The 19,051-nt window shown below is 70.2% G+C and carries 8 protein-coding genes; 4 read left to right on the top strand and 4 right to left on the bottom strand.

The features are described 5' to 3' along the window. The first annotated feature begins 140 nt into the window (after window positions 1-140). A complete protein-coding gene (locus RCP37_RS19540; RefSeq protein ID WP_308484619.1) occupies window positions 141-12,299 on the top strand; it encodes a hypothetical protein in 12,159 nt (4,052 codons plus the stop codon). 127 nt (window positions 12,300-12,426) lie between these two features. Here the strand turns inward: RCP37_RS19540 and RCP37_RS19535 are convergent, their stop codons facing one another. Genes RCP37_RS19535 through RCP37_RS19520 form a run of 4 tightly spaced genes read right to left on the bottom strand, consistent with a single transcriptional unit; the run spans window position 12,427 to window position 15,425 of the window. Beyond that, a complete protein-coding gene (locus RCP37_RS19535; protein WP_308484618.1) occupies window positions 12,427-13,377 on the bottom strand; it encodes a histidine phosphatase family protein in 951 nt (316 codons plus the stop codon). Window positions 13,378-13,386: 9 nt separating this feature from the next. Further along, window positions 13,387-13,875, bottom strand: a complete 489-nt coding sequence (locus RCP37_RS19530) for a nitroreductase family deazaflavin-dependent oxidoreductase (RefSeq protein ID WP_308484617.1) — start codon at window positions 13,873-13,875, stop codon at window positions 13,387-13,389. 9 nt (window positions 13,876-13,884) lie between these two features. Continuing rightward, complete coding sequence (locus RCP37_RS19525; protein WP_308484616.1) at window positions 13,885-14,274, bottom strand: DUF8021 domain-containing protein; 390 nt, start codon at window positions 14,272-14,274, stop codon at window positions 13,885-13,887. After that, window positions 14,274-15,425 (bottom strand): steroid 3-ketoacyl-CoA thiolase, encoded by a 1,152-nt coding sequence (locus tag RCP37_RS19520; RefSeq protein ID WP_308484615.1) that lies wholly within the window; start codon window positions 15,423-15,425, stop codon window positions 14,274-14,276. The genes RCP37_RS19525 and RCP37_RS19520 overlap by 1 nt, the downstream gene beginning before the upstream one ends. Before the next feature lie 158 nt (window positions 15,426-15,583). Between RCP37_RS19520 and RCP37_RS19515 the strand changes: the two genes are divergently transcribed. From RCP37_RS19515 to fadE29, 3 genes are read left to right on the top strand one after another with little or no spacing between them, the layout of a single operon-like run. Beyond that, window positions 15,584-16,834 carry a cytochrome P450 gene (locus RCP37_RS19515; RefSeq protein ID WP_308484614.1) on the top strand — a complete coding sequence of 417 codons (1,251 nt, stop codon included), beginning with the start codon at window positions 15,584-15,586 and terminating at the stop codon, window positions 16,832-16,834. Window positions 16,835-16,870: 36 nt separating this feature from the next. Next, the gene (locus tag RCP37_RS19510; RefSeq protein ID WP_308484613.1) at window positions 16,871-17,875 is read left to right on the top strand and encodes an acyl-CoA dehydrogenase family protein; all 1,005 of its coding nucleotides are present in this window, start codon (window positions 16,871-16,873) and stop codon (window positions 17,873-17,875) included. Beyond that, window positions 17,876-19,039 (top strand): acyl-CoA dehydrogenase FadE29, encoded by a 1,164-nt coding sequence (gene fadE29 / locus RCP37_RS19505; RefSeq protein ID WP_308484612.1) that lies wholly within the window; start codon window positions 17,876-17,878, stop codon window positions 19,037-19,039. Window positions 19,040-19,051 lie beyond the last annotated feature (12 nt).

The raw sequence follows: 19,051 nt of genomic DNA, 5'->3' as shown, positions 1-19,051 counted from the left end.
CTGTCTTTTCGAGTTGTCGATTTGTGGACCCAAGGCCATAATTCGAACCTTCGCGAACCCTTAGTAGAAACTGTTGAGAGGTTGTTCCCATGCGTCGGCGGGTGTCTAGCAAATTTGGTCGTTCGGCGAGTGAGGGCGTGGTGCGGCGTCGCGTTGTAGGGGCGTCGAGTTCGGTGGCGACGTTCTTGGCTTTTGGGATGTCGCCGTTGGCGGTGGTCCCGGTGGCGCACGCCGATGGTTTCGAGGATCTGCTGGATCCAGGGTTTTGGGCCGGTTGGGCGGTACCGGGGCCGGCGGCGGGGGAGAACTTTCTCTACAGCGCGTTCGAGCAGTTCGATCTGGCGGTGTCGGGGTCCTACCACAGTGATCTGTATCTGCCGCTGTACAACCTGACGCAGGATTTCATCGCGGGTAACGAGCAGCTGTTGGCGCTGATCAACCAGCCGTTTGTGGACCTGTTCGGCCGGGATTTGATCGGTAACGGTGTTGATGGGTTCACCGGTTCCAATGACTCGTTGTTCGGTAGTACGGGGTGGTTCGGTGACCTCGGTGATGGCGGCTTCTTGTTCGGCGATGGTGGCGCCGGAACCGACGGGGTGGCCGGGATCCTGGGCGGCGCCGGTGGTGTCGGCGGGGACGCCGGCATGTTCGGCAATGGTGGCGTCGGTGGTGCGGGCGTCGAGGGCGGCGATGGCGGCGCCGGCGGCCTGGGTGGCTGGTTGTTCGGTGATGGTGGTGCCGGTGGCGTGGGCGGGGCTTCGGTCGATGCCGTGCTGGCCGGCGGTAATGGTGGCGCCGGTGGCGATGTCGCGGGCCTGATCGGATTCGGCGGGGCTGGCGGTGCTGGTGGCGCCGGCGCGGTGGGTACTGCAGGCACGGCAGGCATTGATGGTGTCTTGGGGGCGCTGAACGGCGCTGCTGGTGGTGACGGCCTAACCGGCGGGCTGGGCGGCAATGGCGGTGCTGGTGGTGCGGCTGGGTTTGTGCTGGGGCTCGGTGGTATTGGTGGCGCCGGTGGCGCCGGTGGTGTGGGCGGCACCGGTGGCGCCGGTGGCGCTGGGGGCGTAAGCCTTGATGGCCTCGGCGGCAATGGTGGTGGCGGTGGGCTCGGCGGCGATGGTGGTGCCGGCGGCCGGGGTGGTGTCGGTGGTATCGGTGGGCATTTCGGTGCCGCCGGTGATGGCGGTGCTGGTGGCAATGCGGGGGCTGCCGGCGATGGTGGCGCCGGTGGTGTCGGTGGTGATGGTGCTCTCGGTGGTGGTGATGGCGGCGTTGGTGGTCAGGGCGGCCAGATCGGTACCACCGTCGGCGCTGGTGGTGCTGCTGGCGACAAGTTCATGGCCTGGATGTGGGGCAACGCCGGGCGCCCGGGTGTCGACGGACAGCTGCCGACCGGGACCAGTGGCAATGGCGGGGCAGGTGGTGCGGGGGGTCACGGCACCGGTGCCCTGGCCAACGGTGACGGCGCTTCCGGTGGCGCTGGTGGGGCCGGTGGCAATGGTGGCGCTTACGGCAGTGGCGGCATGGGTGGGCTCGGCGGTGACGGTGCTGTTGGTGTCACCGGTGCTGATGGGGCGCAGCCCGGTGCCGCGGGGATCAACGGTGGTGCCGGCGGTCACGGCGGTGCCGGTGGCGCTGGCGGTTCCGGTGGATCGCTGGTCGGTAACGCCGGCAGTGGTGGTGCCGGTGGTAAGGGTGCTGCCGGTGGTGGCGGCGGCGCTGGTGCGCAAGGCGCGGCGGGCTCGTTCGACGATGGCGGCGACGGCAATGGTGGCGCCGGCGGTGACGCTGGCAGTGGTGGTGCCGGCGGTTCCGGTGGTGCCGGTGGTGCGGCGGGAACCGCTGAGCACGGTGCGGCTGGTAGTGCGGGCGCCGGTGGCGCCGCAGGTGACGGCGGTAATGCAGGTCAGGCCGGTGCCGGCGGTGCCGGTGCTGAGGGCATCGAGGGGCACCGTGATGGCGGCAATGGTGGCGCCGGTGGTGCCGGCGGTGGTTTCGGCGCCGCAGGCGCCGGTGGCGCCAATGGCGATGGCAGTGGCGGCGCTGCCGATGGGCTCGATGGCGCCGGCAGTGCGGGTGGCCACGGTGGGGCCGGTGGCCGTGGAGCCTTGGGCGCCAACGGTGTTGGCGATGACATCGACGGCATTGCCGGTGGTCACGGCGGGGCGGGTGGTGATGGCGGCGCCGGTGGTCTCAATGCGGACGGCTCCCAGGCCGCCTTCGGTGATGGTGGCGCTGGTGGTGATGGTGGCGCCGGCGGCAACGGTCTTAACGGGTTCAACGGTGATGCCCCCGGCGCCGATGGGACCAACGCCGGTAACGGTGGCGCGGGCGGTAATGGTGGCGCCGGTGGCAACGGGGCAACCGACGGCGCGCACGGCATCGGCGGGCTTGGTGGCAACGGCGGCAACGGCGGCTACGGCGCCGACGGCGGCGATGGAGCAAACGGTGATGCCGAGCACTCCGAGGGTTATGCCGGCCAGGACGGTGGCGCCGGCGGTGACGCCGGTAAGGGCGGTGCCGGTGGCGATAGCGGCGGGGGCAACCACGCCGCTGCCGGTAGTGACGGCATAGCAGGAGCCGGTGGTAACGGCGGCAACGGTGGCACCGGTATCGACGGTGCCAACGGCAGCGCTGAAAATATTGATGGCAGTGCGGGCTTCGCCGGTGGCGCGGGCGGCAACGGTGGTGCGGGTGGTCTGAACACCGACGGCAGCCAGGCCGCAACCGGCAACGGTGGCACCGGCGGTGCCGGTGGCCGCGGCGGCAACGGGTTCAACGGCACCAACGGCGATACCCCAGGTGCTGACGGCACCCGCGGCGGCAACGGCGGTGCCGGTGGGGCAGGCGGTGCTGGTGGCGTCGGCACGGTTGAGGGTGCCCACGGTGTCGGTGGCGTCGGAGGCAACGCGGGTAACGGTGGCAGCGGCGCCGACGGTGCCAATGGCGCCAACGGCGACGCTGAGCATCAGGCGGGCTACGTCGGCCAAGACGGTGGTGCCGGGGGCGACGCAGGCAAGGGCGGGGTCGGTGGTGACAGCGGCAACGGCAACCATGCCGCCAATGGCGCCGACGGCCAAGCCGGCGCCGGCGGGAACGGCGGAATCGGTGGTACCGGTCTCGACGGGGCCAACGGCACCGCGCAGGACCCCGACGGAACGGCTGGTGGCGCCGGTGGTGCCGGCGGTAACGGCGGCGCGGGCGGTCTGAATGTCGACGGTTCGAGCGCGGCAACCGGCAATGGTGGTGCCGGCGGCGCTGGTGGCCGTGGCGGTAGTGGTTTGACTGGCGTCAACGGTGACGAGCCGGGCGCCGACGGCACCCGCGGCGGCAACGGCGGGGCCGGCGGTGCTGGCGGTGTCGGTGGCACCGGTACGGCGACCGGTGCACACGGCGTCGGCGGTGTCGGTGGCAACGGCGGCAACGGTGGTAACGGCGCGGGCGGCGGCAATGGTGCTGCCGGCGACGCGGAGCACCAGGCCGGTTACGCCGGCCAGGACGGTGGCTCGGGGGGCGACGCCGGCAAGGGCGGGGCCGGTGGCGACAGCGGAAACGGCAATTACGCCGCCGCCGGCGCCGGTGGTCTCGGTGGTCTCGGTGGTGACGGCGGCGCTGGTGGCGCCGGGCTGTCTGGCGTGAATGGCACCGCGGAGCACGTCGACGGCACCTCGGGTGCCGATGGTGGAGTGGGCGGTAACGGCGGCGCGGGCGGCCTCAACGCCGACGGCTCGCAGGCCGCGACCGGTAATGGCGGCGCCGGTGGTGCCGGCGGCATCGGCGGTAACGGATTCAACGGCAGCAACGGCACCGCTCCGGGTGCCGCCGGCACCGACGCCGGTAACGGCGGTCCCGGCGGTAACGGCGGCGTCGGCGGCACCGGCGCCAATGCCGGCGCTCATGGCGCCGGCGGCGCGGGCGGTAACGGCGGCAACGGTGGAAATGGCGCCAACGGAGCCAATGGCGCGAACGGCGATGCCCAGCACATGGACGGCTACGCCGGTGAAGAGGGCGGTGCCGGCGGTGCCGGCGGTGCCGGCGGTGCCGGCGGCTCGAGCGGCGGCGGCAACTACGCCTCCAACGGCGGTGACGGTGCCGGTGGCTACGGCGGCAACGGCGGGGTCGGCGGCAACGCCTTCCACGGCGCGGACGGCGATGCTAGCCACCAAGACGGTTTCGACGGCGGCAACGGTGGTGCCGGTGGTGCGGGCGGTAACGGCGGCGCCGGTGGTGGCACGACCGGTATCGGCGGACGCGCAGGCGATGGCGGTGGTGGCGGCCAGGCCGGTAACGGCGGCGCCGGTGCGGACGGAACGGCGGATAACCCGGACGGCGGCAACGGCGGACAAGGCGGAAACGTCGGTGTCGGCGGTGCGGGCGGCACCGGCGGCACGGGCGGAACAGCCGGTGCCAACGGCAATGCGGGTACCTCGCCCAACAGCGGCGGCAACGGTGGTAAGGGCGGTGCCGGTTACGACGCTGCGAGCGATCCTGGTGCTGCGCCGGGGACGGCCGGTGGCAATGGTGGTGCCGGTGGCGCTGCCGGTGATCACGGCAATGGTGGTGCCGGCGGTAACGGCGGTAACGGTGCTGCGGGCACCGATGGCGCCGACAGCACCGGTGTGGGCATTGCTGGCTCGGGTGGCACCGCGGGTGGTGCCGGCGGCTCCGGTGGCGCCGGTGGTGCTGGTGGCTCGGTGGTCGGTGCTGGTGGTGCCGGTGGTCTGGGCGGCAACGGTGGCGATGGCGGTCAAGGTGGTGCTGGTTACGACGGTGCGGACGCGACCGCGCCCGGTGGTGACGGTGGTGCCGGTAGTAACGGTGGCGATGGTGGCGCCGGCGGTGCGGCCGGTTCCGGTGGCGCCGGCGGCACGGCGACCAACGGTGCCGCGGGTGGCAACGGCAACGGCGGTGACGGTGGTAAGGGCGGCAATGCCGGTGCGGCCGGTAACGGTGGCGACGGCGCCGACGGCAATGCTTCGAACCCCAACGGCGGTCAGGGTGGCCAAGGTGGCGACACCGGCACGGTCGGTGCCGGTGGTGCCGGGGGAAAGGCCGGTAGTGGCGGCGCTTCGGGCACTGGCACTGGCGGCGGCGATGGCGCGGACGGCGCCGCCCCGATCAGCGGTCATGGTGGCAACGGCGGTACCGGTTACGACGCGGCCGGTGACCCGGCCGCTGCGCCGGGGACGGCCGGTGGCAATGGTGGCGCCGGTGGCGCTGCCGGTGATCACGGCAATGGTGGTGCCGGTGGTAACGGTGGTAACGGTGCCGCGGGTACCGATGGCGCCGACAGCACAGGTGTGGGCATTGATGGCTCGGATGGCACCGCCGGTGGCGCAGGCGGCTCCGGCGGCGCCGGTGGCACCGGCGGTTCGACGGTCGGTGCTGGTGGTGCCGGTGGTCTGGGGGGCAACGGTGGCGACGGTGGCTCCGGTGGCCAGGGCTTCGATGGTGCTGACGCGACTGCACCCGGCGGTAGCGGTGGTACGGGTAGTAACGGTGGCGATGGTGGCGCCGGTGGCGCGGCCGGTGCCGGTGGTGCTGGCGGCACGGCAACCAACGGTGCTGCCGGTGGCAACGGCAACGGTGGTGACGGCGGCCAGGGCGGTGACGCCGGAGCGGCCGGTAACGGTGGCCAGGGAGCTGACGGGGATGCATCGAACCCCAACGGCGGTCAGGGCGGTCAGGGTGGCGACACCGGCACGGTCGGTGCCGGTGGTGCCGGCGGTAAGGCCGGCAGTGGCGGCGCTTCGGGCACTGGCACTGGCGGCGCCGACGGCGCGGACGGCGCGGATGCACCGGCTAGCGGTAACGGCGGTGCCGGTGGCGACGGCTACACCTCGACCGACGGTTCGGTCAACGGCGGAAATGGTGGCGCCGGTGGTGACGCAGGTGGCGACGGCAGCGGTGGTGCCGGCGGTAAGGGTGGCGACGGAAACAACGGTGGAGCCGGCGGTGCAGGTGGTGCCGGCGGTACCAACTCGGGCAACGGAGGCAACGGCGCCGACGGTGGAAACAGCACCGGCACTGGCGACGGTGGCGCGGGCGGCGCGGGCGGAAACGCCGGCAACAACGGCAACGGCGGCGACGCCGGCCACGGCGGCGAGGGAAGCCAGACCGGTTCGGGCGGCAACGGTGGCGCTGGTGGTAGCGGCGGCGCCGAGACCGGTGACGGCGGTAACGGCGGTGACGGCGGCAAGGGCGGCGTGACCGGCGGCGACGGCGGCGCCGGCGGTAATGCCGGAGCGGTCGGCAATGGCGGTGACGCCGGCAACGGCGGCGACGGTCTAGCCGGCCAGGACGGCGAAGACGGCGACGTTCCCGGTGAAGCTGGTGGTGCTGGTGACGCGGGTGGTTCCGGTGGTCGTGGTGGCGCTGGTGGTTCCGGTGGGTCGGTGTCGGGTAACGGTGGCGCCGGTGGTGCTGGTGGTTCCGGTGCCGCCGGTGGTGCCGGTGGCGATGGCGCTACCGGTGAGGCTGGCACGTTCGTTGGTGGCGGTGACGGTCACGGTGGCACCGGTGGTGCCGCGGGTGCCGGCGGCAAGGGTGGCGATGGCGGTGCCGGTGGTGCCGGTGGTTCGGCTACCAATGGCAGTGCTGGCGGCCAGGGCGCTGGCGGTAATGCCGGCGATGGTGGTGATGCGGGTAAGGCCGGCGACGGTGGTAACGGTGCTACCGGTACCGCGGGCAACACGACCGGCGGTAACGGCGGTGATGGTGGTGCGCTGGCCAACGGTGGCGCTGGTGGAACCGGTGGTTCCGGTTCGTCGGCGGGTGCTGACGGTTCTGCTGGTGGCGACTCCGATGCCCACGGTGCGCAGGGCAATGGTGGTAACGGTGGCGCCGGGTACGACGCGGCCGGTGACCCGGCTGCGGCCTCGGGTGCCAACGGTGGTGATGGTGGTGCCGGCGGTAACGGCAGCGCGATCGGTAACGGCGGCGCCGGCGGTGCGGGTGGTAACGGCAAGGTCGGCAACGCCGGCACTGATGGCGCCGCTGACTCCGGTGAAGCTGGTGGTGCTGGTGACGCGGGTGGTTCCGGTGGTCGTGGTGGCGCTGGTGGTTCCGGTGGGTCGGTGTCGGGTAACGGTGGCGCCGGTGGTGCTGGTGGTTCCGGTGCCGCCGGTGGTGCCGGTGGCGATGGCGCTACCGGTGAGGCTGGCACGTTCGTTGGTGGCGGTGACGGTCACGGTGGCACCGGTGGTGCCGCGGGTGCCGGCGGCAAGGGTGGCGATGGCGGTGCCGGTGGTGCCGGTGGTTCGGCTACCAATGGCAGTGCTGGCGGCCAGGGCGCTGGCGGTAATGCCGGCGATGGTGGTGATGCGGGTAAGGCCGGCGACGGTGGTAACGGTGCTACCGGTACCGCGGGCAACACGACCGGCGGTAACGGCGGTGATGGTGGTGCGCTGGCCAACGGTGGCGCTGGTGGAACCGGTGGTTCCGGTTCGTCGGCGGGTGCTGACGGTTCTGCTGGTGGCGACTCCGATGCCCACGGTGCGCAGGGCAATGGTGGTAACGGTGGCGCCGGGTACGACGCGGCCGGTGACCCGGCTGCGGCCTCGGGTGCCAACGGTGGTGATGGTGGTGCCGGCGGTAACGGCAGCGCGATCGGTAACGGCGGCGCCGGCGGTGCGGGTGGTAACGGCAAGGTCGGCAACGCCGGCACTGATGGCGCCGCTGACTCCGGTGAAGCTGGTGGTGCTGGTGACGCGGGTGGTTCCGGTGGTCGTGGTGGCGCTGGTGGTTCCGGTGGGTCGGTGTCGGGTAACGGTGGCGCCGGTGGTGCTGGTGGTTCCGGTGCGGCCGGTGGTGCCGGTGGCGATGGCGCTACCGGTGAGGCTGGCACGTTCGTTGGTGGCGGTGACGGTCACGGTGGCACCGGTGGTGCCGCGGGTGCCGGCGGCAAGGGTGGCGATGGCGGTGCCGGTGGTGCCGGTGGTTCGGCTACCAATGGCAGTGCTGGCGGCCAGGGCGCTGGCGGTAATGCCGGCGATGGTGGTGATGCGGGTAAGGCCGGCGACGGTGGTAACGGTGCTACCGGTACCGCGGGCAACACGACCGGCGGTAACGGCGGTGATGGTGGTGCGCTGGCCAACGGTGGCGCTGGTGGAACCGGTGGTTCCGGTTCGTCGGCGGGTGCTGACGGTTCTGCTGGTGGCGACTCCGATGCCCACGGTGCGCAGGGCAATGGTGGTAACGGTGGCGCCGGGTACGACGCGGCCGGTGACCCGGCTGCGGCCTCGGGTGCCAACGGTGGTGATGGTGGTGCCGGCGGTAACGGCAGCGCGATCGGCAACGGTGGCGCCGGTGGTGCGGGTGGTAACGGCAAGGTCGGCAACGCCGGCACTGATGGCGCCGCTGACTCCGGTGAAGCTGGTGGTGCTGGTGACGCGGGTGGTTCCGGTGGTCGTGGTGGCGCTGGTGGTTCCGGTGGGTCGGTGTCGGGTAACGGTGGCGCCGGTGGTGCTGGTGGTTCCGGTGCGGCCGGTGGTGCCGGTGGCGATGGCGCTACCGGTGAGGCTGGCACGTTCGTTGGTGGCGGTGACGGTCACGGTGGCACCGGTGGTGCCGCGGGTGCCGGCGGCAAGGGTGGCGATGGCGGTGCCGGTGGTGCCGGTGGTTCGGCTACCAATGGCAGTGCTGGCGGCCAGGGCGCTGGCGGTAATGCCGGCGATGGTGGTGATGCGGGTAAGGCCGGCGACGGTGGTAACGGTGCTACCGGTACCGCGGGCAACACGACCGGCGGTAACGGCGGTGATGGTGGTGCGCTGGCCAACGGTGGCGCTGGTGGAACCGGTGGTTCCGGTTCGTCGGCGGGTGCTGACGGTTCTGCTGGTGGCGACTCCGATGCCCACGGTGCGCAGGGCAATGGTGGTAACGGTGGCGCCGGGTACGACGCGGCCGGTGACCCGGCTGCGGCCTCGGGTGCCAACGGTGGTGATGGTGGTGCCGGCGGTAACGGCAGCGCGATCGGCAACGGTGGCGCCGGTGGTGCCGGCGGTACGGGTGCTGATGGTGCTGCGGGTATCACCGATGGCACCGGTACCGGCACTGATGGCGGTAACGCGGGTGCTGGTGGCTCCGGTGGTGCTGGCGGTAAGGGCGGCTCCCAATCTGGTGACGGTGGCGTCGGCGGTGCTGGTGGTGCTGGCGGCGTCGGCGGTGCCGGTGGCTCCGGTGTTGACGGCTCGACCGGTGACAATGCGGTGGCGGGCAGCGGCGGCGACGGCACCGATGGTGGCCACGGCGGTAACGGTGGCGGCGGTGGCCTCGGTGGCAACGGTGGCGCTGGCGGTGCTGGTGGCTCGGCGACCAACGGCAAGGCCGGTGAGCAGGGTGTCGGTGGTGTTGGTGGCGACGGTGGTAGTGCCGGTGCTGCTGGTAACGGTGGCGACGGTGGTGCCGGTGCTGGCGGCGGCAATGGTGCAACTGCGGGCAGCGGTGGTGCCGGTGGTGACGGTGGCGAGCGCGGTACTGCTGGCGCTGGTGGCCAGGGCGGCAGCGGTGCCGGCGGTGCGGCTGCGGACGGTTCCCAGGGCGCTGATGCTGCTGGTACCGGTAACGGCGGTAAGGGCGGTGACGGCGGTAACGGCGAGGGCGTGAGTGGTCAGGCCGGCGGCGACGGCGGCCGCGGCGGCAATGCCGGGACTGTCGGTGACGGTGGCGCTGGTGGTGCCGGTGGTACGGGTGCTGATGGTGCTGCGGGTATTACCGATGGCACCGGTACCGGCACTGATGGCGGTAACGCGGGTGCTGGTGGCTCCGGTGGTGCTGGCGGTAAGGGCGGCTCCCAATCTGGTGACGGTGGCGTCGGCGGTGCTGGTGGCGCTGGTGGCGTCGGCGGTGCCGGTGGTGCCGGGGTCGATGGTTCGGTTGGTGACGATGCTGCGGCGGGCAGTGGCGGCGACGGCACCGATGGTGGCCACGGTGGCAATGGCGGTACTGGTGGTGCGGGTGGTCACGGTGGCGCTGGCGGCGCTGGTGGTTCGGCGACCAACGGCAAGGCCGGTGAGCAGGGTGTCGGTGGTGTTGGTGGCGACGGTGGTAGTGCCGGTGCTGCTGGTAACGGTGGCGACGGTGGTGCCGGTGCTGGCGGCGGCAATGGTGCAACTGCGGGCAGCGGTGGTGCCGGTGGTGACGGTGGCGAGCGCGGTACTGCTGGCGCTGGTGGCCAGGGCGGCAGCGGTGCCGGTGGAGCGGCCGCTGACGGCCAGCAGGGTGCTGAGGCGGTTGGTACCGGCAATGGCGGTAAGGGCGGTGACGGCGGTAACGGCGAGGGCGTGAGTGGTCAGGCCGGCGGCGACGGTGGTCAGGGCGGCGACGCCGGGACTGTCGGTGACGGTGGCGCTGGTGGTGCCGGTGGTACGGGTGCTGATGGTGCTGCGGGTATCACGGATGGTTCCGGTAATGGCACCGATGGTGCTGATGCGGGTGCTGGTGGCTCCGGTGGTGCTGGCGGTAAGGGCGGCTCCCAATCTGGTGACGGTGGCGTCGGCGGTGCTGGTGGCGCTGGTGGCGTCGGCGGTGCCGGTGGTGCCGGGGTCGATGGTTCGGTTGGTGACGATGCTGCGGCGGGCAGTGGCGGCGACGGCACCGATGGTGGCGACGGTGGCAATGGCGGTACTGGTGGTGCGGGTGGTCACGGTGGTGACGGCGGCGCTGGTGGTTCGGCGACCAACGGCAAGGCCGGTGAGCAGGGTGTCGGTGGTGTTGGTGGCGACGGTGGTAGTGCCGGTGCTGCTGGTAACGGTGGCGATGGTGGCCGCGGTGCTGGTGGCGGCGGCAATGCGACCGCTGGTGCCGGTGGTGCCGGTGGCGACGGCGGCGAGCGCGGTACTGCTGGCGCTGGTGGCCAGGGCGGCAGTGGTGCCGGTGGAGCGGCCGCTGACGGCCAGCAGGGTGCTGAGGCGGTTGGTACCGGCAATGGCGGTAAGGGCGGTGACGGCGGCAACGGCGAGGGCGTGAGTGGTCAGGCCGGCGGCGACGGTGGTCAGGGCGGCGACGCCGGGACTGTCGGAGACGGTGGCGCTGGTGGTGCTGGTGGTACGGGTGCTGGTGGTGCTGCGGGTATCACGGATGGTTCCGGTAATGGCACCGATGGTGCTGATGCGGGTGCTGGTGGCTCCGGTGGTGCTGGCGGTAAGGGCGGCTCACTGTCGGGTGATGGCGGTGTCGGCGGTGCTGGTGGCGCTGGTGGCGTCGGCGGTGCCGGTGGTGCCGGGGTCGATGGTTCGGTTGGTGACGATGCTGCGGCGGGCAGTGGCGGCGACGGCACCGATGGTGGCGACGGTGGCAATGGCGGTACTGGTGGTGCGGGTGGTCACGGTGGTGACGGCGGCGCTGGTGGTTCGGCGACCAACGGCAAGGCCGGTGAGCAGGGTGTCGGTGGTGTTGGTGGCGACGGTGGTAGTGCCGGTGCTGCTGGTAACGGTGGCGATGGTGGCCGCGGTGCTGGTGGCGGCGGCAATGCGACCGCTGGTGCCGGTGGTGCCGGTGGTGACGGCGGTGAGCGTGGCGGCGTCGGCGCTGGTGGTCAGGGCGGTAGTGGTGCCGGTGGTGCGGCTGCGGACGGTTCCCAGGGCGCTGATGCTGCCGGTACCGGTAACGGCGGTAAGGGCGGTGACGGCGGCAACGGCGAGGCCATGACCGGTCAGGCCGGCGGCGACGGCGGCCGCGGCGGCAACGCCGGGCCGGACGGAAACGGCGGCCGGGGCGGCAACGGTGGGACCGGCGGCCAAGGCCAGACCGGCGGCACCTCGCCGGATAAGGGCGGCCCGGGCTATTCCGGCAGCATCGGCGGCGTCGGCGGCAACGGCGGCGACGGCGGCCTGGGCGGCTCGAACTCGGGTGACGGTGGCGCCGGCGGTAACGGCGGCACTGGTGGCACCGGCGGTCGCGGCGGCCCCGGCCAGAGCGGCGAGACCGGCGAGGCCGGCGGTGGTACCGGCTACACCGGTGGCCCCGGCGGTGGGGGCGGTATCGGCGGCGACGGCGGTGCGGGCGGCAACGGCGGCACCGCGGCCAACGGCGCCACCGGTGCCGGCGGCAACGGCGGTAACGGCGGCGGCGCGGGTACGGGCGGCGGCGGCGGAACCGGTGGCACCGGCGGTCAAGGGACCGAAGACCATCCCGATGGCGGCAAGGGCGGCCCCGGTGGTCCCAGCGGTGCGGCTGGCACTATCGGCGGGTCCGGTGGCGCCGGTGGTACGGGTGGCCCGAACGGCCAGGACGGTTCCGATGGGGGCACCGGCAAGGGCGGCAGCATGGGCCACGACGGCGCCTACGGCGCGAACTACTGATCCAGGCTGAAAGCCCCGCACCCCATGGCAAGTTCACATGGGGTGCGGGGCCTTTCGGCTACTTGCCTCGAAGAGTGCCGCCTATGGGCAGCCGCTCGGATCGTGTGGTCCGTTGGGGCCAGCCGGGCTACAACGACACTCCCAGCAGGTCGTTCCACACCTCGACCGGGAATTGCAGGGCCGCCGCGCCGACCTCGTCGGCACCGGCCTGCACGGCGTCCAGGAACGTCGTCGGATCCCCGTTGAGCAGCGCTTCCCAGATGTGAAAGAACGCCATCTGCGGCGCGGTGATCACATCGCGCACGTCGACGAAGAGCTCGGTGAGCAGTCCCGGATCTTCGGCGACCGGCTGCCCGTTCCAGCTGACCAGTGTCCAGCCGTCCTCCGGGTTGCCCCGGACCTCGATGACACCGGTGAAGGGCAGCAGCTCACCGGTGGTCAGCGCTTCGTTGAGGATGATGCCGAAGTCGGGATTGTCGACGTTCATCAACGTCCAAAACACGATCGACCCTTCGTGGGCGAACACCGCATCGGTGTCGCCGCCGGCGCTGCCGGCATAGATCGCGGCGACGGCATCGGAGAAACGGTCCTGGAAAACCATCCCGTTGAAATCCGAGGAGCCCAGCTGCGGAACGCAATACAGGCCCAACGCCCACAGCATCGGGGCCGCGGCGTACAGCACCGCCCCCACCGGCAGGCCGCCGACGTTCACCGGAAGGTCCGCGAGAAGACCCGCATCGATCTCATTGAGCCCGGACAACTCATGCACGGGCAGGCCCAGTAGCGCTGCCAGCGGATCCGCGGTCTCGTGCGCGCGGGTCATGATCGAGGAGTAGATACCGGTGATGCCGTCATCGGCTAGGAGATCGGCGACGCTGTGCGCCTGCTGTTGGCCGAGTTCGGTGAGCGGGGGACCGGGAACCTCGTTGTTGATCACCAGGTTGTCGCCGGCTTGCCCGTGGCGCACGAACTCCAGCGTGATCGATTCGGCAGCCCGCGCCGTCGGCGCGGCGAACAACACGACGACCGCAGGAACGGTGGCCGCCCCATACCGCAGGCGCCGCGAATTCCGGATCACCGGCGGGCGCTAGGGCTCGCAGATGACGATCGGGATCTCCCGATCGGTCCAGGCCCGGTAGTTGACGAAGTCGGGGTACATCGTGTCGAGCTTGGGCCAGTACGCGGCCCGCTCGGCCTCGCTGGCGTCGCGGGCATGCAGGATGAGCACCTCGCTGCGGATCCGGAAGGACACCTGCGGGTTGGCCTTGAGGTTCAGGTACCACATCGGGTTGGTGGCGCGCCCGCCCTGAGAGGCCACCAGGATCACCCGGTCACCTTCGCGCAGGAACAACAGCGGGGACTCCCGCGGCTGACCGGACTTGCGTCCGGTGGTGGTGAGGATGCCGACCTCGGGAACCTCACCGAAATGCTTGGTGCCCAACCGCCACTTACCGCCGACCCGGCCGCCGGTCGCCTTGTAGGCCCAGGTGTTGGCCCGCGACATCCACTTGATCACCGTCCCGGTGACCGGCGAATCCAGCGACTTCGGCTTCTCTGGGGTGTCTGGGTTGCTCACGGGCTCACTCTAACGGTGGATGAACGGACGAATCCCCGCGCGGATGTGGTGGATGACGGCGGCGCCGTCCGGGCTGTCGGCGGGGATCCGGAAAACCTCGTCGACGTGCGAGCACACTCGGATCCCGAACAGCGACGGCTTGGTGATGATGTCGTAGACCGCCCGCACGTCGTCGCCGTCGATGCTGTACTTCGGCAGCGTGGCAGCCGAGATCAGCCGGAACTGCGGACCGCGGTTGAGACTGCGGCGCAGATGATTTCCCGAGAAACCGGTTTTGAGCCCCACCTCGATCCGGACACAGTCCGGGCTGAATCGAACCGCGGAGGAGTCGTGACTGACCAGCGCGTCGATGTAGGCCTGGGCCGCCGCGATGCGGTCAGTCTCCGAAACCGAGGCCACTAGATGCGCTCGATGATGGTGCCGGTGGACAACGCGCCGCCGGCACACATGGTGATCAGCGCGGTCGATTTGTCGGTGCGCTCGAGCTCGTGCAGCGCCGTGGTGATCAGCCGGCTGCCGGTGGAACCCACCGGGTGCCCCAGCGCGATCGCCCCGCCGTTGACGTTGACCCGATCCATGTCCGGCTTGTGCACCGCGGCCCAGGACAGCACCACCGAGGCGAACGCCTCGTTGATCTCGACCAGGTCGATGTCACCGATCTTCATCCCGGCCTTTTCCAGCACCCGGGCGGTGGACTGCACCGGGCCGTCCAGGTGGTAGTAGGTCTCAGCGCCGACGTTGGCCTGGCTGACAATCCGGGCCCGCGGGGTGAAGCCCTGCGCCCGTGCCACGGATTCATCCATCCACAGCACCGCGGCTGCGCCGTCAGAGATCTGCGACGAGGTGCCGGCCGTGTGGATACCGCCTTCCATGACGGGGTTCAGCGCCGCAAGGCCCTCGGCCGTGGTGTCACGCAGGCCCTGATCGCGGCTGACGATGTTCAGCTCGGCGGTGGGCTGCTTGTTCTCGTCGATCACCGGGGCCTCGATCGGGGAGATCTCCCGGTCGAACCGGCCCTCGGCCCAGGCCTGCTTGGCCAGCTGCTGGGACCGCAGCCCCAGTGCGTCCACGTCGGCGCGGGTGATGCCCCGGCGCTTGGCGATGCGCTCGGCCGCCTCGAACTGGTTGGGCAGGTCGATGTCCCAGGACGCCGCGCGGGCACCGCCACCGTTCGCGCCCAGCGGGACGCGGCTCATCGCCTCGATACCGCAGGCGATGCCGATGTCGATGGCACCGCTGGCGATGAGGCCGGCGATCAGGTGGTTGGCCTGCTGTGCGCTGCCGCACTGGCAGTCGATGCTGGTGGCGCCGACGTGCTCGGGCAGCCCGGCCACCAGCCAGGACTGCCGGGTGACGTTGTTGCCCTGCTCGCCGAACTGGGTGACGCAGCCGCCGATGACCTGCTCGACGCTGCCCGCGTCGATGCCGGTCTTGGCGACCAACGCCTTCTGCACCGCCCCGAGAAGCTCGGTGGCGTGCAGGCCGGACAACCAGCCATTACGTTTACCGATGGGGCTGCGTGTGGCTTCGACGATGACAGGATTACCCATGCGGCCAGGCTAGAACACGTTTCATTAGTCTGACAAGCGACGATGCAGCACTGCCTTTGATCTGCGGTCGGGCCGTGTTTCAATGGTCGCAATCAGGCACTAGACGGCGTTGTTCGGCGTCGTCGAACCGACTAACAGATCACCCTAGGAGTAGGCACATGGGCTGCCCCGCCATCCCCAGCGACTTCGACTTCCTCGACTCCGAGATGAGCCTGAAGGGCCTCCCGGTCAACGAGCTCGCCGAGCTGCGTAAGTCCGAACCGGTGCGTTGGGTCGACGTTCCCGGCGGAACCGGCGGCTTCGGCGACAAGGGCTACTGGCTGGTGACCAAGCACAAGGACGTCAAGGACGTCTCGCTGCGCAGCGACGTTTTCTCCAGTGCCATGAACGGCGCCATTCCGGTCTGGCCGCAGGAGATGACCCGCGAGGCCGTCGACCTGCAGCGCGCGGTCCTGCTGAACATGGACGCGCCGCACCACACCCGGCTGCGCAAGATCATCTCCCGGGGCTTCACCCCCCGCGCACTCTCGCGGCTCGAGGACGAGCTGAAGGCCCGGGCGCAGAAGATCGCTCAGACCGCCGCGGCGTCCAACACCGGCGACTTCGTCGAGCAGGTGTCCTGCGAGCTGCCGCTGCAGGCCATCGCTGAACTGCTCGGCGTGCCCCAGGACGACCGGGACAAGCTGTTCCGCTGGTCCAACGAGATGACCGCCGGCGAGGACCCGGAGTACGCCGACGTCGACCCGGCGATGTCGTCGTTCGAGGTCATCACCTACGCCATGAAGATGGCCGAGGAGCGGGGCAAGAACCCCACCGACGACATCGTGACCAAGCTGATCCAGGCCGACATCGACGGCGAGAAGCTCAGCGACGACGAGTTCGGCTTCTTCGTCATCATGCTGGCGGTCGCCGGCAACGAGACCAGCCGCAACTCGATCACGCACGGCATGGTCGCGTTCTCGCAGAACCCCGACCAGTGGGAACTGTTCAAGCGGGAACGGCCGCAGACGGCCGTGGACGAGATCATCCGTTGGGCCACCCCGGTTTCGGCATTCCAGCGCACGGCGAGCCAAGACACCGAGATCGACGGCGTCAAGATCAAGGCCGGCGAGCGCGTGGTGATGTCCTACCGTTCGGCCAACTTCGACGAAGAGGTGTTCGACGACCCGTTCACCTTCAACATCCTTCGTGACCCGAACCCGCACGTCGGCTTCGGCGGCACCGGTGCGCACTACTGCATCGGCGCCAACCTGGCCCGCCTGACCATCAACCTGATCTTCAACGCGGTCGCTGACCACATGCCCGACCTGAAGCCGATGGGCGACCCGGAGCGGCTGAAGTCCGGCTGGCTCAACGGCATCAAGCACTGGCCGGTGGACTACTCGGGTGCGTGCCCGGTCGCGCACTGAGCACACTGACGGCCTAACGAATCAAGGAGGATTCGGGTGGATTTCACACCGAACCCGGAGCAGCAGGCTGTCGCCGATGTGGTGACGTCGGTGCTCGACCGAGACAACACCTGGGATGCGCTGGTAGCCGGCGGGGTCGCAGCGCTGGGCGTGCCGGAGCGACTCGGTGGCGACGGCCTGGGCCTGTCGGAGCTGGCCACCGCGCTGACCGAGATTGGCCGTCACGGCACCATCGGTCCCGCGCTGGCGACGTTGGGCCTGGGGTTGATTCCGCTGCTGGACCTGGCGTCCGATGCCCAGCAGGACCGGTATCTGTCGGGTGTGCCCACCGGCGCGGTGCTCTCGGCCGCGCTGAACGAACCTGGCCGACAGTTGCCGGAGCACCCCGCGACCAGCTTTGCGGGCGGAAAGCTCAACGGCACCAAGACCGGTGTGGCCTATGCCCAGGCGGCGACTTGGCTGATCGTCACGGCTGACAAGGCGGTGGTGGTCGTCGCCCCGGACGCCGACGGTGTCACGGTCACCAAGACCCCGACCTCCAACGGATCCGACGAATACGTGGTGACGTTCGCCGACGTCGCGATCGCGGACGCCGACGTGCTCGACGGCGCCAGCGTTGACCGGGTCAACCAGTTGGCGCTGGCCGCCACCGGGGCCTTCGGGGCTGGGCTGGTGGCAGGCGCCCTGCGGTTGACCGCCGACTACGTCGCCACCCGCGAGCAGTTCGGCCGTCCCCTGTCGACGTTCCAGACGGTGGCCGCGCAGCTTTCCGAGGTGTACATCGCCTCGCGGACCATTGCCTTGCTGGCGACATCAGCGATTTGGCGGTTGGCCCAAGGCCTTGACGCCGGCGAAGACCTCGGCATCCTGGGTTACTGGCTGACATCGCAGGCTGCACCGGCCATGCGACTCTGCCACCACCTGCACGGCGGTATGGGCATGGACATCACCTACCCGATGGACCGCTACTACTCCTCGATCAAAGACTTGACCCGGCTGTTGGGTGGTCCCGTGCACCGCCTCGATCTGGTGGGAGCGTAAATGTTCATCGACCTGACACCCGAGCAGCGGGCGCTGCAAGCCGAACTGCGCGAGTACTTCTCGACCCTCATCACGCCCGAAGAGGCGCAGGCGATGGAGTCGGATCGGCACAACGAGGCCTACCGTGCCGTGATCAAGCGGATGGGCAGCGACGGCAAATTGGGCGTCGGCTGGCCCAAGGAGTACGGCGGCCTAGGCTTCGGACCCGTCGAGCAGCAGATCTTCATCAACGAAGCGAACCGGGCCGACATCCCGTTGCCGATGGTCACCTTGCAGACCGTCGGCCCGACGCTGCAATTGCTCGGCACCGAAGAGCAGAAGAAGAAGTTCCTGCCCGGGATTCTTTCCGGCGACGTGCATTTCGCGATCGGCTACTCCGAACCCGACGCCGGCACTGATCTCGCCTCACTGCGCACGACCGCGGTCAAGCACGGTGACGAATACATCGTCAACGGGCAGAAGATGTGGACCACTGGCGCCCACGACGCCGACTACATCTGGCTGGCCTGCCGAACCGACCCGACCGCTGCCAAGCACAAGGGCATCTCGATTCTCATCGTCGACACCAAGGATCCTGGATACTCCTGGACTCCGATCATCCTGTCCGATGGGGCCCATCACACCAACGCCACGTACTACAACGACGTGCACGTACCCGCCGACATGCTGGTCGGCGAGGAGAACGGTGGCTGGAAGCTCATCACCACGCAGCTCAACCACGAGCGCGTCGGTCTGGGGCCGGCCGGTCGTATCGCCGGCATCTACGACCAGGTACACCGCTGGGCGTCCAAGCCTGGTTCGGACGGCGTTACGCCGATCGAGCACGACGACGTGAAACATCTGCTGGCGCAGATCAAGTCGATCTGGCGTATCAACGAGTTGCTCAACTGGCAGGTGGCATCCTCTGGTGAGAACATCGCCGTCGCCGACGCTGCGGCCACCAAGGTGTTCTCCACCGAGCGGATCCAGGAAGTCAATCGCCTCGCCGAGGAGATCGTCGGCAGATTCGGCAACCCGGCGGACCCCGAGACCGCCGAAGTCCTCGTCTGGCTGGACAAGATGGCCAAGCGCAACCTGGTGATCACCTTCGGTGGCGGCGTCAACGAGGTCATGCGCGAGATGATCGCCGCTTCTGGGCTGAAGGTTCCGCGGGTTTCACGATGAGTCGAGGAGACA

Origin of the sequence: Mycolicibacter sp. MU0102, from assembly GCF_963378105.1 — a bacterium.
GTDB lineage: Bacteria > Actinomycetota > Actinomycetes > Mycobacteriales > Mycobacteriaceae > Mycobacterium > Mycobacterium holstebronense.
Note: the sequence above shows the minus strand (reverse complement) of the source record. Positions and strands in the feature narration are given on the sequence as shown.

Coding starts and splice junctions, on each gene's coding strand:
- RCP37_RS19520 (WP_308484615.1), bottom strand. CDS start 15,425: ATGGGTAATCCTGTCATCGTCGAAGCCACACGCAGCCCCATCGGTAAA.
- RCP37_RS19515 (WP_308484614.1), top strand. CDS start 15,584: ATGGGCTGCCCCGCCATCCCCAGCGACTTCGACTTCCTCGACTCCGAG.
- fadE29 (WP_308484612.1), top strand. CDS start 17,876: ATGTTCATCGACCTGACACCCGAGCAGCGGGCGCTGCAAGCCGAACTG.